Below are 15226 nucleotides of genomic sequence, written 5' to 3'. Positions count from 1 at the left end.
AGTGAATTTTTACTTCATCTTACTATGTTAGTGTATTTTTTAGAGATATATTCAGGAAATACAGCTTTTTGTGATTTTGTTCCTAATATTCTCAAATGAGTTAAATTACATAAGGGTGGAGATATATATGAATCATTATTTTGAAGATAATCTCAAGGTTTTTAAATTAGAAGGAAAATTACATAAAAAGATTATTTTATATTATGCTAATTACAAAAATCATATTAAAGTTCGTCATCCCGAAATGACTATGAATAAGATTGAAGAAATTTTAAATGAACCAGATTATGTATATAAGCAATCTCGCAATAGTACAATATTTTACTATGAAAAGAACATTTTAGATGAAACTTATAGAGTAGTTATTGAAACTTATAAGAGACACGTAAAACACGTTATTACTGCATATAATGTTACAGCAGAAAAAGGATTTACAGTTAAACATGTGCATTGTGTGTACGATAAAGATACCTTTATAGATTATGAAGATATAAAAAAAGGATATGAAAATGATATGAATTATTTTTATGAATTGTTTAATATAGCTGAGTAAGGGATTGGGCGTTATGGAAGTTTTATTTGGACTTGCTGAATCTTTAGGTTATTGTGAAGGAGATCTTTTAAAAGATAGAGATAAGAAAAGAAAAAATATATAACATTTGATGAAGAAACTTTATAAATATTTAGGATAAGTTGTATTATTAGAATAATAACTTTTTGAGAATATGGCAATGTCTTCTGTTTTGGTAATTCAACTGTCTAAGAAGAAAATCAGAAACAAATAGTTGTTGAATAATTAGTGTCGCAGCTATCAATTTATAATACTGTATACGTTATAAATACTAAAGTACGAGTAATCATCGGAATTTTTGATAAAAGTGCTTAAAACGTGGTTAAGCTAGTAGTTATAGTAGATAACCCAGAATTATGGATAATCATAGTAGATATTATAAAAATGAATTAGACTCACATTGAAATCATATTATATAAATAAAGTTTAATATATAATGTCCTCAGAATATATAGTATAATTATGTAAGAAAAAATAAAATTTGATAGAATAGTAGTTTTGGAGGTAATTAATGCTAAGTGTAGAAGAAAAGAATAGAGTTAGCAATCTATTTCAATTTTTAAAGCAATATAACAACATAAAAAACCCTACTATAACTGATATTGCTTTTCAATATTGGCATAAATGGCTTGATGATATTCCTATACATGAAAAAATAGAAAATAATTTACATAAAGAAAATGATGATAGTGATGCAATATTAATTGTAAGAAAACCTGAATTTACCGAATGTCCGACTCTTCCAGTGGAACTGGAAGAATGGATTGAAAAGGGATGGAATAAATTTGATATAGATATAAAAGTAAAAGCTTCAATAAATAAAACAGAAAAGTATACAGAAACAGGAGAGGAAAAGCTGATAGAAATTAATTTTGATGATAATAAGAAAAGAATATCAGAATTTGAAAGCTGGAAAACCAAAAGAGACATTTGGGCAGCGCAAGAAGCTCAGGCTCATAAAGTTGATGATATCTTTAATATGTTTTATACATTATATTCAACTTTAAAAAAAGAAGCGGAAGCTCTAGAATTGGTTGTAGGTGATGGGATTTTAGCATGCAGTGATGAAAAGAAAATTTATCACCCTATTCTTCTAAAAAAACTTAATTTGGTATTTGATGCTAATATTCCTGAATTTAGAATAGAAGTGTCTGATAAAAATCCCGAATTATATAAGAATATATTTACACTGGTATCTGACTCTAATACAGAACTATTACTTGAAATTTATAAAGAATTTCAAACAGAAGAATTTTCACCCCTTGATATTAGTAATACTAACTCGTTTTTAAATAGAATAGTACATGCACTGTCACCTAACGGTAAATTTTTAGATGACAATAAAGAATTTAAAGTGGAAAAATATCCTCAGATATTTAGAAAACCAGTTTTATTTATAAGAAAACTAAATATGGGGTTTGAATCAGCTATTGATACGATTTTAGAAGATTTAGAAGAAACAGACTCTATTCCAGAATTTTTGAAAGATATAATTGGTATAGATGAAGATAACAGCATGAATCTAAAGGATAGTGAAGGTAATATTAATAACAATACATTATTAGCTTCAAATGGTATAGATGAAAATATTCTTCTTACAAAACCAGCTAATACTGAACAATTGGCTGTAGCAAAATATCTAGAAACTAATGGAGCTGTTTTAGTCCAAGGACCTCCTGGAACTGGGAAGACTCATACCATCTCTAATATGATAGGTCACTTATTGTCACAAGGTAAAAGTATATTAGTTACAAGCTATAGCGAAAAAGCATTGTCTGTTTTAAAGGAAAAGGTTGTAGATAATTTGCAGGCATTATGTTTAAGTCTCCTTTCTACTACTGAAAGCAGAACAGAAATGGAAAAAACTTTAGATGTCATTAATGAAAATAGATCAAGATTAGAGCCAGGAAGTCTTAATCAAAAAATAATCTCATTAGAGAATGAAAGAAAGGATAAGATTAAGAAATTAAGTCAATTAAAACTTGATTTGAAAAATGCCAGATTAAATGAATACAGGCCTGTTATCATTGCTGGTGAAGAATTTGCACCTAAAGAATGCGGGAAATTTATTAATAATAATAAAGGAAATGCAGACTGGATTCCACGTCCTGTAGAAAAATATGCTAATCTATCTTTAACTGAGCAGGAAATAGATGAACTGTATTTAAGCAACGAAAGAATTTCTAAATATGAGGAAGATGAATTTGACAGTAATCTGCCAGATATTTCAGAGTTAATAACACCTATAGAATTTAATAACTTAATTTCTAAAAAGAATTCTTTCAAAAAAGAAGAGCTCGAATATGGAATTGATTTTTGGAAAGATAATAAACAAATAAGTGAAAAAGTATTAAATTCAATAATTGATAAAGTTGAAAATGCAGTTAAAGATATTGATATAGACAAATTATGGACATTAGAAGTAATAGAAAGCTCAAAGGAAGATATATTAAAGAAAAACTGGCTTAACTTAACAAATGAAGTAGAAAAGGTGTATAACCTTTCATTAGAATGTTCTGAAGATATATTAAATTATAATCCTGAATTTAAAGATTTAGATGGAAGTATTGACGTTAAAACTCAACTGGATGCAATAATTAAAAAGCTTGAAAGTGGGGGGAAAATAGGGAAAATTAATCTTCTTTTAAATAAACAAATGAAAGTATTTATAAATTCATGCAGGGTAAATGGCCATGTACCTGTTAAATCTAATGAATATAAAGCATTAGATAAATATTATAATTTGAAGGTTGAAAGAGAGAAATTAAAGAATAGGTGGGACAGACAGATGGTTCCATTAGGAGCAGAAAGTACTGAATCAATGGGAGAGAACTTTGAAGCTACCTGCATAAAATATTCACCTATAATTAAAGAAAACATTAATTGGTATAATGATATCTGGAGTCATATAGAAGATGATGTTAAAAAAGCTGGATTAGATTTAGGCAAAATTAATACTAGAGTTGATCTATCAAGTGACAAATATAGCAGCTTAAAATACATTAAGACAGATTTAAGCCATAAGCTTATTAAAGCAATACAGTCACAGATACTTAGAATTCAGTATGATGAAATAAATAAAAATAAAGAAAAGATAGAAGGCATAATTAATAAATATTCATCAAATAAAAATAGTAAAATCATTAGTGATCTTCAAAATGCTGTAATTAATGAAGACGTAAATATATATAAAGAATGCCATGAAGCTATAAAATCCATAAGAGAAATAGGCAAAGATATTGTCAGAAGAAGAGAATTAATAAGCAAACTGGCTAAAACAGCACCAGCATGGGCAAACGAAATAAGGATGAGAAATAATGAATTTGGTAAAGGAAGACCTCAATTAAACATAAATGATGCCTGGAAATATGTCCAATTTAAACAAGAAATAGATGAAAGAAATTCTGTTGATATAGAGGAAATTCAAAATAATATATTAGATATGGAGAGAGCTCTAAGAGAAAATACAGCAGAACTGGCATTTAATAAAGCATGGTTATATAAATTAAAAGCTTTTGATAATAATAAGTCTCAGGTTAGAGCTATAGAAGGATGGAGACAACTTATTAGAAAAATAGGACAGGGAAAGGGAAAAAAGGCAGAAAGATTAAAAGCTGAAGCGCGTAAATTAATGCCTGAATGTCAAGGCGCAGTCCCTGTTTGGATAATGCCTCTAAATAAAGTAGTTGAGAATTTTAATCCTAAAGAAAATAAATTTGATATCATAATTATAGATGAAGCCAGTCAGGCAGATGTAATGGCAATAGTTGCATTATATTTAGGAAAACAAGTAATAATTGTAGGGGATAATGAACAAGTCAGCCCATTGGCTATTGGTGAAAGATCTGATGATGTTGAAAACTTAGCTAAAGAATATCTATTTAATATACCACATCCTTCTCTATATAGTGGGAAGTTTTCAATATATGATTTAGCCCAGGCTGCTGGTTATCAGCCAGTGAGACTTAAAGAACACTTTAGATGTGTTCCCGAAATAATACAATATTCAAATCAGCTTTCATATAATGGCCAGATTAAAGCACTACGTGAAACTAGTCAGATACAAACAAAACCACCTATAGTAATTTATAGGGTTTCAGATGCTGTAACAATAAATAAAACAAATGAAAAGGAAATAGATGCAGTAGTATCTCTAATATTAGCATGCTGTGAACAAAAAGAATATGAAGGTAAAACTTTTGGAGTAATAACATTAAAAGGGGATAAACAGGCTGCATTAATAGATAGAAAGCTACAAAGCAAAATGGATGCTAAAGAATATAATAATAGAAATATCTTATGTGGTAATCCTGCCAATTTTCAAGGTGATGAAAGAGATATAATATTCTTAACTATGGTAGATGCAAATGATAGTGAAGGTCCATTAAAATTACAAGCATTTGGAGCAGATGATTTATTTAAAAAGAGATATAATGTTGCAGTAAGCCGTGCAAGGGATCAGCTGTGGCTAGTACATTCATTAGATTCTGAAAATGATTTAAAGAAAGGTGATATCAGAAAGGGCCTGCTGGATTATTGTAATAATTATAAATCAAGACAAGCAGAATTTGATAAGAAAGTTGTTAATGCTGAATCAGAATTTGAAAAGAGAGTAATGAAATATTTAATAGAAAGAGGATACCATGTAACACCACAATGGGAAGTTGGTGCGTTTAGAATAGATATGGTAGTAACGAGCAAAGATAACAGAGTAGCTATTGAATGCGATGGTGAAAGATGGCATGGAGAAGATAAGCTTGAAGAAGATATGAACAGACAATCTATTTTAGAACGTTTAGGCTGGAGATTTATAAGAATTAGGGGGAGTGAATTTTTTAGTGACGAATCCAAGTCTATGAAAAAAGTCATTGAAAAATTAAATGAACTTGAAATACATCCAGAGGAAAGCGATGATAAAGGGAATGATGATAATATACTTAAAAATACTGTAATATCAAGGGCACAAGAAATTATGGCAGACTGGTATATTGAAGAGGATGAAGTCGAATAAGAATAAATTGATAAATTTATAGTAGAATGTGCAATTGCAATATGACAAAACTAAATTGTTAACAAGGTGTTTTTTATCGTCGTAAAAATATTTAGAAGTGCAGTTAATAAAGTATAAAGTATCAATAAAACTCAATAAATTATTTTCAAAAAATCTGTTTAAATTTTTAAAAGATTTGATATAATATAATAAGAAATGCTTAGTGTTTGTAGCACTAAGCATCCTTAGAACATTTATTTTGTTTTAGGGCTATTAGATTAGATTTTTTAAATAATCTTAGAAAAGGTGCTTATCTTGGTCGGATGGGGCACTTTTTTCTTTGCTTTTAACTTCTATATCAAGGCCAAGTAACTTAACTTTAATTTTTAAATGATATATAAAAAGATTGTGTTTTAAAATTAATTTAATTACATAAACAATACATATACATTTTATAAAAGTATCTAACATATCTAATACCCCCCCCTTTAGCTATAATGAAATAATTCATCAATAGCCCAAGGAGGAAAAAACGTTCAAAACCTCCACAGCCATCCTTCTGTGCTTATTAGATTTACATTGGATATTGTACCACAATTATCTAATTCGTTGTAGAAGCAAATCTTGGTAAAAACCTTCGTTGAAAAATAAATTAATTAGCGATAAATTATTTTCAGAACAAGAAAAATTCTCCCTTTTATGATAAAATGTAATTAAATTGTATATTAGTGAATAAGATCAAAACTTGAGATAAATAACTTATTATAAATGGGGTGGATTTGTGAGTAACTTTACTTTTCTAAAAGAAAAATGGCCAATTCTAGAAAACTTAGGAAGATTAGCAGAAAGAAATCTTTACATAGATTCAAATACTACATTTATTAAATGTGGTATGTTTGGTGAAATTGTAGTTCAATATATGTTTTCAATGGAAGATATGGATACTACTTTAATAGCTCATGATAATAGTCATAATAACAGAATTAAGTTATTAAAAAAGGAAGATTTGATTCCTGAGGATATTGATAATATACTCCATATGCTCAGATTAAAAAGAAATGATGCAGCTCATAATGGATTTGAGGATGTTGAAAAAGCAAAAGTTCAGTTAGAGTTAACTTTTAAATTAGCAATTTGGTTTATGCAGACTTATGGGGATTGGAATTTTGAGCCTAAATCATTTGAAATGCCAAGCAAGCAGGAAAATGAGTATGGGGAAAATGTTAATGATATATCTAAAGAATATGAAGAAAAGTATAAGGCTTTAGAAGCTGAGCTTAATGCATTAAAGGCTCAGGAAAAGGATAAAGAAGAGTTAGAAAAGCGTAGAGAGCAAGGTAAAAAAGCTAGTAGAAGAATCGAGCTTAGTGAAGCTGAAACAAGAAGGATTATTGATGATCAATTAAAATCAGCAGGTTGGGAAGCTGATACTATTAATATTAGATATTCAAAAGGGACAAGACCTCAAAAAGGAAGAAATTTAGCTATAGCTGAATGGCCTACTTATTCAATGGAAAAAGGTAATGGTAAAGTTGATTATGCTTTATTTGTTGGAGAAAAATTAGTTGGATTTGTAGAAGCTAAAAAATATTCTAAAGATGTAGCTGGAACGATGATTGAAGCTAAAAACTATGCTGTAGGAGTAAAAGAAGAACATGATGCTTATGTGATTTCAAAATGGAATGATTATAAAGTACCATTTTTATTTGCAACTAATGGCAGAAAATATATAAAAGAAATTGAAGATAAAAGTGGTGTTCATTTCTTAGATTGTAGAAATGCAAGAAACAATGATAAAGTGCTTCAAGGGTGGTATTCTCCAGAAAAGCTTGAAGCTATGCTTGAAGAGAATATTGAAGATGCCAATAAGAGTTTGGATGAATTAAGCTTTGAATTCTTGAAATCAGAAAATAGCATAGGTCTTAGAGACTATCAAGTTGAAGCTATAAAAGCTGTAGAAAAAGTCATTACAGAAGGAAAAGAAAGATCAGCATTAGTAACTATGGCTACAGGCACAGGAAAGACAAGAACTGTATTAGGTCTTATATATAGGCTTATTAAGACTAATAGATATAAAAGAATTTTATTTTTAGTTGACAGAACTTCATTAGGAGATCAAGCATTTGATACATTTAAAGAAGTAAAGATAGAAGATCTAAAGACTTTAAATCAAATTTACAATATTAATGGTCTTGATGAAAAGCTTATTGATAAAGAAACTAAAATTCATATAGCGACTGTACAAGCTATGGTTAAAAGAATCATGTACAATGAAGATGAAACTAATGTGCCTTCTGTTGGGGATTATGATTGCATAATAGTTGACGAAGCTCATAGAGGTTATACTTTAGATAAAGAAATGACCGATACTGAAGTTGAGTGGAGAGATGATAGGGATTTCTTAAGCAAATATAAAAAGGTAATAGAATATTTTGATGCTTTTAAAGTAGCGCTTACAGCCACACCAGCTCTTCATACAACAATGATCTTTGGAAATCCTGTATATAACTATAGCTATAGAGATGCAGTTATTGATGGATACCTTGTGGACCATGAACCACCTCACCTTATAGAAACTGAACTAACTCGAGATGGAGTTCATTATAATAAGGGTGATAAAGTTGCTAAATATAATAAATATACTGGCGAGCTTATTAATGGAGCAGAACTTGAAGATAATATTGATTTTGAAATAGATCAGTTTAATAAAAAAGTAATTGTAGAAGCTCATACAAGAGCTGCACTTGAAGAAGTTGCAAATTATATAGACCCAGAAAATGATAAGGGTAAGACTTTAATATTTGCTGCTAGTGATGCTCATGCTGATATGATAGTTAGACTATTAAAGGATATTTACAAAGATTCTATTGGTGGAGTTGACGATAATTCGATTTTAAAAATAACAGGAGCTATAAAAGATCCAGATCTTGCTATTAAGAAATTTAAAAATGAAACTTATCCAAACATAGCGGTTACAGTGGATTTATTATCTACAGGAATTGATGTTCCTAAAATTGATAAGATAGTATTTTTAAGAAGAGTAAAATCAAGAATACTTTATGAGCAAATGTTAGGAAGAGCTACAAGATTATGTGATGATATTCAAAAAGCACATTTTGAGATATTTGACTGTGTTAAACTTTATGAAGCCCTTAAAGACATGACAAATATGAAGCCAGTTGCTGCAAATGCTAATGCAAGTTTTAAAGTGTTAAAGGAAACTTTAGAAAGAGCAGAAAGCATAGAAGAAAAAGAAGCTGTAGTTAACAAGGTAATAGCAAAATTACAGAGGAAAAAGAAATTAATAGATGAAAATGAAAGATTAATTTTTAAAAGCCTTTGTAATGATAAGGCACCAGAAGAATTTATTAATGAATTAAGAGGTGTTGATACTGAAACAGCTGCTAAAGAAATAATTAGAAATAACTCATTAGTTGAATATTTAGATGAAAGATACACTAATGAAGAAATAATAATAGTTTCTGATAAAGAAGATAAGGTTGTATCACATACAAGAGGATATGGTAAAGGCAAAAAGCCAGAAGATTATATAGATGGGTTTAAAAAGTATATTGAGGAAAACAAAAACACTATTCAAGCATTAGAAGTAGTTTGCACAAGACCACAAGATTTAACAAAGGAATCTTTAAAACAGCTTAAAGCCATATTAGATAATAAAGGATTTAATGAAGAATACTTAAAGACTGCATGGAAAGACTTAAATAATGAAGAAATTGTTGCTGATATAATTGCTTTTATAAGGCAGCAAGCATTAGGTAGTCCATTAGAATCCAATGAGGAAAGAGTTAAAAGAGCAGTTTCTAAAATAAAGAAAGAATATTATTTCACAAAGCCTCAAGAAAATTGGTTAAGCAGGATAGAAAAAGTAATGTTAAAAGAAGTAGTTATAGATAAAGAAACTTTAGATACAGGAAGCTTTAAAGCTCAAAGCGGTGGGTTTGACAGATTAAATGAAAAGATGTTTAATGGTAACTTGGAAGATATAATAAATAAACTAAAAACATATATGTTTGAAGATAAGGGGATTAGCTAGATATGAATACGCAAGAAATAGTAAGTAAACTTTGGAATCTTTGTAATGTACTAAGAGATGATGGGATAACTTATCATCAATATGTAACAGAATTAACGTACATCCTTTTCTTAAAGATGGCAAAAGAAACAGGATCAGAAGGAAAAATTCCTGAAGGATATAGATGGGATAATTTGAAATCTAAGAGTGGAATAGAACTTAAGACATTTTATAAAGAATTATTAAATCATTTAGGAGAAGAAAGCACAGGAACAGTACAGCAAATATACCAAGGCTCAGCTACTAATATAGATGAACCAAAGAATTTAGAGAAAATAATTACGACTATAGATGGATTAGATTGGTATTCAGCTAAAGAAGAAGGTCTTGGTAATCTTTATGAAGGATTATTAGAAAAAAATGCATCTGAAAAGAAATCAGGTGCAGGACAATACTTTACACCAAGAGTATTAATAGATGTAATGGTTAAATTAATAGATCCAAAACCAGGTGAAAAATGTAATGACCCAGCAGCAGGAACTTTTGGATTTATGATTGGTGCTGATCATTATATGAAAGAAAAAACTGATAATTATTTTGATTTAGATACAGATTTGCAAGAATTTCAAAGAACTAAAGCATTTTCAGGCTGTGAATTAGTTCATGAAACTCATAGATTAGCACTTATGAATGCTATGCTTCATGATATAGAAGGTAACATAATCCTTGGAGATACATTAACTAATGAAGGTAAAAAGATGAAAGATCTAGATGTAGTACTTTCTAACCCTCCATTTGGAACTAAAAAAGGTGGTGAAAGAGCTACAAGAGATGACTTGACTTACATGACATCAAATAAACAATTAAACTTTTTACAACATATATATAGAAGTTTAAAATCGGATGGCAAAGCAAGAGCAGCAGTAGTATTACCTGATAATGTTTTATTCCAAGAAGGTGATGGAACAAAGATAAGAGCTGATTTAATGGATAAATGTAATCTGCATACGATATTAAGACTTCCAACAGGTATCTTCTATGCTCAAGGAGTTAAAACTAATGTATTGTTCTTTACAAGAGGAACTTGTGATAAAGATAATACAAAAGAAGTATGGTTCTATGATTTAAGAACAAACATGCAAAACTTCGGTAAGACAAATCAATTAAAGGAATCACATTTTGATGATTTTGTAAAAGCGTATACTGCTGAAAATAGAGAAGGAGTTCAAGACGAAAGATGGAACAAATTCACTAGAGAAGAAATCAATGAAAAGAATAATAATTTAGATTTGGGACTTATAAAAGATGATTCAATCTTAGATTACGAAGACCTGCCAGATCCAATAGAAAGTGCAGAAGAAGCAGTAGCAAAGCTAGAAGAAGCAACTGACTTACTTATGAGTGTTATTAAAGAATTAAGAAGCTTAGAGAAGTAAGGAGGAGAAAGAGATGGCTAAGAAGAATTTGACGTTGGAAGAAAAGCTGGAAGATGCTATTGTTAAGGATATGCCTTATGAGGTGCCTAAAAGTTGGATGTGGGTAGTTCTTGGTAATTGCATTAATATTAGACGTGGAGCATCTCCAAGACCTATAAATAATTTTATTACAAAAGATGTTAATGGGGTAAATTGGATTAAGATTGGAGATACAGATGGCAGCAGATTTCTAAAAACTACTGAACAAAAAATAACACTAGAAGGTGCAAAGAAGTCTGTATATTTGAAAGCTGGAACATTAATACTCTCTAATAGTATGAGTTTTGGAAGACCATATATATTGAAAACTGATGGATGTATTCATGATGGATGGCTTGCTTTAAGTAATTATGAATCATTATTTAATATTAATTATTTATACTATGGATTGTTAAGCTCAGACTGGTATTTTGAGCAGGTAGCAGTAGGGTCTGGTGTTCGTAATTTAAATATTGATAGGGTTTCAAAATTACCAATTCCATTACCACCATTAAAAGAGCAACAAAGAATTGTTGATAGAATAGAAAGTCTTTTTGGAAAGTTAGATAAGTCTAAGGAATTAATAGAAGAAGCTAGAGCGGGATTTGAGAAGAGGAAGAGTGCTGTTTTGGAGAAGGCTTTTAGGGGAGAGTTGACTGAAAAGTGGAGATGTAAACATAAAGTATTGGAAAATAATCTCTTAATGGATATAGCAGATTACTACATAAATAAATTATCAAAGAGCGATTTCATTAAAATCCAAGAACTGCAAGATATAGCAAAAAAAGAAGATAACGGCCTAGAAAGTAAATGGATAAAATGTACTATTGGTGCAGTTGGAAAAGTTGGGAATGGAAGCACACCATCAAGAAAGATTGAGGAATATTGGAATGGAGATATTCCATGGGTAAGTTCAGGTGAAGTCAGAAATAATAGAATTACTTTTACTAAAGAAAATATAACAAAAGAAGGATTTGAAAATTCTTCAGTAAAATTATTGAATAAAGGTTCAGTTTTGATGGCAATGATTGGTGAAGGAAAGACAAGAGGGCAGAGCTCAATATTGGATATTGAGGCTACAACGAATCAAAATATTGCAGCAATCGATTTATCACATGGATGTGTATTATCTGAATTTATGTGGCATTGGTTACAATTTAATTATAAAAAAAATAGAGATGGTGGAAATGGAACGGGTCCAAAAGCTCTCAATTGCCAAAAAGTTAGAGAATTAGATTTTATATTACCGCCATTAGATGAACAAAAAGAAATTGTAAAAATTTTAGATAAGCTTTTAGAAGAAGAATCTAAAATAGAGGAATTTACTCAATTAGAAGATCAAATTGAATTAATAAAGAAATCAATTTTAGCAAAGGCTTTTAGAGGGGGGCTTGGAACTAATTGTGAAGAGGATGAAAGTGCTTTGGAGTTGATGAGGAAAGTATTAAGTAAATAATAACATATTGTCAAATATGAATAAGAATAACTGCAATAAAATATCGGAAAAACTCGAGATTTTATTAGTATCAGGGATTAGAATCAACTCATAAACAAAAGAAGCTATAAATATAAAAGAGACTAATGAGAAAAAATAGTTAAAACTTTTTTTCTATGGTAAAATATGATTGAAAAGTTAAATATATTTTATTAATTTATGAAAGAATACAATTTCATATTAGTTTGAAATATCTTTTTATTAGTATTATATTTCTATTAGAATTTTATTTGTATAAGTTAACTTAACACAATTTTGAAAGTTACATTTTATGAAAAAATTTGCACATGGAATATTTGGAAGTAAAGTGGGGAAAAATACCTAATAATTAATTGATTTATCAAGTATTTATCACTACATGATGTAACAGCTTAAAATTAGTAATATTGAATTTTGAATAGACAATCTTACTCGTGTTATATATAATTAAGAGCAATCTCAATTGAAAAGAGTGCAAAGCTGTGGAGGGATTATTAATGCTAACATTGCAAAAAGAAAATGAAGAAGTTAAAAAAAAGGAAATAGATGAAATTGAAGATTATGGTACTCTAGATATAGATGAAGATGATCTGAAGATAGAGTATCCAAATTTTTCGATAAAAATTGATAGGGTACAGTATTCAATTTTTGAAATGAAAAGAAGATATGATAGAGATATGATTTGTATTGATCCTTCATTTCAGCGAAATTACGTATGGACTAAACCTAGACAAAAATCTGAATTAATTGAGTCTGTAGTAATGGGAATACCATTACCACTAATTTATTTGGCAGAAAATAAGGATGGACAACTAATAGTTGTTGACGGTAGGCAGAGGTTAACTACATTTTTTGATTTTTTAAATAATAAATTTTCATTGAAAGGTTTAAAAATAATGAAAGCTATCAATGATAAAAAGTTTAAGGATTTAGAAAATGAGAATCCTCAATATGCTACAATGATCGAAGATTTTCAATTAGTGGTTCAGATTATAAAATATCCAACACCAGATAGAGTTAGATTTGACATATTTGATAGAGTGAACCGTGGTGGAACATCGCTAAATAAGCAAGAGATGAGAAATGCTTTATATCAAGGAAAAGCTACAGAACTATTAGATAAATTATCTGAAAGTAATGATTTTAAATACGCAACTGGAAAAGGTGTTAGTTCACAGAGGATGAAGGACAAATATATAATATTAAGAGCTGTTGCATTTTATTTATGGAATGAAGGAATGCTAAAAGATGAAAGAGGAAAACTGATTGAATATAAAAGTGACATGGAGGAGTTCCTTGGAAAAGTCATGCAATATTTAAATGACACATCAGATAAACAAGTAGAAGAAATTGGTGATATCTTCATTAACATAATGAGACGTAGTTTTCGGATTTTAGGTCAAGATGCTTTTAGGATTCCTTCAAATTACAAAAAGAAAAGACCTATAAGTATGACGTTGTTTGAATCAATTTTTTACTTTTTATATTTAAGTAAAAATATTGAAGATAGCTATGTAAAGAAAATAATAGATAAGTTATTAAAAGATGGTGAATTTATAAAAAGCTTAGAACACGCAATTGATAGTTCAAGTCAAATTGAAACAAGGTTCAATATTATAAAGAAAAAGTATAAGGAGGTGCTAAATGATAACTAATATAAAAATATCAGGATTCAAATGTTTTGATAATTGTTTATTGAATATTAATAATTTGAATTTATTTACGGGGATGAATTCTTCTGGGAAATCATCAGCTATCCAAGCAATATTGCTGACTTATCAAAGTGTTAGAAATGATAAAAATACGAATCTATTAAATGGAGAATATATTAAACTAGGAAAGTTTAATGATATTAAGAATTATATAACAGGAAGTAAAAATATTGATTTGGAAATAACTTTCGACAATAGCAAAAATGCTAAAATACAGTTGTTTATTAATGAAGAGAACGAAATGTGTATAGATATTGAAGAAGACTCAAAAGAAATACTAGACAATGAAGATTTGATATATATTTCAGCAGATAGAACTGGTGTACAGGATGTTTATAATATTAATACAGTAGATAATGAAAGAATTGGTATACATTGCGAATATGCGTTTGGATACTTAAGCAAAAATGGTATTTCCACAGGATTAGATGAAGATTTCGTTAAAGATATTGATTACGGAAAGAGCTTGGGGAATCAAGTTGATTACTGGTTAGAATATATACTTGGGTATAGTATTCAAGCAGAAGAAATAGTTGATACTGATTTTATAAAAGTTATGTATAGAAAAAGTTCGAGCGCAAAGATGTTTAGACCTAGACATGTAGGAACAGGAGTTAGTTATGTTGCAAGTATTATTATTGCAACATTATCGTGTAAAAAAGACTCTATAATAATCATAGAAAATCCAGAAATTCATCTTCATCCAGCTGCACAGTCAAAGTTAATTGAGTTCTTTGCTTTTTTAGCATCAAAAGGAATTCAAGTAATTATTGAAACACATAGTGATCATATTTTCAATGGGATGCGTAAATCAATAAAGCGGGGAGAAATAACACCGGAAAATTCCCAAGTTTATTTTTTTAAACAAGATGAGAAAGGAATATGTAATCCAGTTAACATTGAAATAAATAAAACTGGAGCAATAGGAAATCAACAGAATGGTTTGTTTGACCAATTTGATGATGATTTAGATGAATTATTGGGGTTATAAT

8 protein-coding genes are annotated in these 15226 nt (G+C 29.2%); 7 read left to right on the top strand and 1 reads right to left on the bottom strand.

Annotation, left to right across the window (positions count from 1 at the left end; translation table 11 throughout):
* Positions 1-127: 127 nt before the first annotated feature.
* Positions 128-553, top strand: coding sequence for a hypothetical protein (locus tag ACJDTP_RS11590; protein WP_271813633.1), 426 nt, complete (start codon positions 128-130; stop codon positions 551-553).
* Between the two features lie 529 nt (positions 554-1082).
* Positions 1083-5582: an AAA domain-containing protein gene (locus ACJDTP_RS11585; protein WP_406761292.1), complete on the top strand. Its 4500-nt coding sequence runs from the start codon at positions 1083-1085 to the stop codon at positions 5580-5582.
* A gap of 276 nt (positions 5583-5858) precedes the next feature.
* Here ACJDTP_RS11585 and ACJDTP_RS11580 read toward each other — a convergent pair whose 3' ends face one another.
* Positions 5859-6032, bottom strand: coding sequence for a hypothetical protein (locus tag ACJDTP_RS11580; protein WP_023976064.1), 174 nt, complete (start codon positions 6030-6032; stop codon positions 5859-5861).
* Positions 6033-6342: 310 nt separating this feature from the next.
* Here ACJDTP_RS11580 and hsdR point away from each other — a divergent pair, with 310 nt between their 5' ends.
* The 5 genes from hsdR (at position 6343) to ACJDTP_RS11555 (ending at position 15225) form a co-directional block, all read left to right on the top strand.
* Positions 6343-9615 (top strand): type I restriction-modification system endonuclease, encoded by a 3273-nt coding sequence (gene hsdR, locus ACJDTP_RS11575; protein ID WP_406761291.1) that lies wholly within the window; start codon positions 6343-6345, stop codon positions 9613-9615.
* A gap of 2 nt (positions 9616-9617) precedes the next feature.
* Positions 9618-11030 (top strand): class I SAM-dependent DNA methyltransferase, encoded by a 1413-nt coding sequence (locus ACJDTP_RS11570; protein ID WP_406761290.1) that lies wholly within the window; start codon positions 9618-9620, stop codon positions 11028-11030.
* Between the two features lie 13 nt (positions 11031-11043).
* Positions 11044-12504, top strand: a complete 1461-nt coding sequence (locus tag ACJDTP_RS11565; protein ID WP_406761289.1) for a restriction endonuclease subunit S — start codon at positions 11044-11046, stop codon at positions 12502-12504.
* Between the two features lie 515 nt (positions 12505-13019).
* Complete coding sequence (locus ACJDTP_RS11560) at positions 13020-14177, top strand: GmrSD restriction endonuclease domain-containing protein (protein WP_406761288.1); 1158 nt, start codon at positions 13020-13022, stop codon at positions 14175-14177.
* On the top strand, positions 14167-15225 hold the full coding sequence (locus tag ACJDTP_RS11555) for an AAA family ATPase (protein ID WP_406761287.1): 1059 nt from the start codon (positions 14167-14169) through the stop codon (positions 15223-15225). The genes ACJDTP_RS11560 and ACJDTP_RS11555 overlap by 11 nt, the downstream gene beginning before the upstream one ends.
* Position 15226: the final 1 nt, after the last annotated feature.

The organism is Candidatus Clostridium helianthi (assembly GCF_045310795.1).
GTDB classification, from domain to species: Bacteria; Bacillota; Clostridia; order Clostridiales; family Clostridiaceae; genus Clostridium; species Clostridium helianthi.
This window is presented reverse-complemented; position numbering and strand designations above follow the sequence as displayed.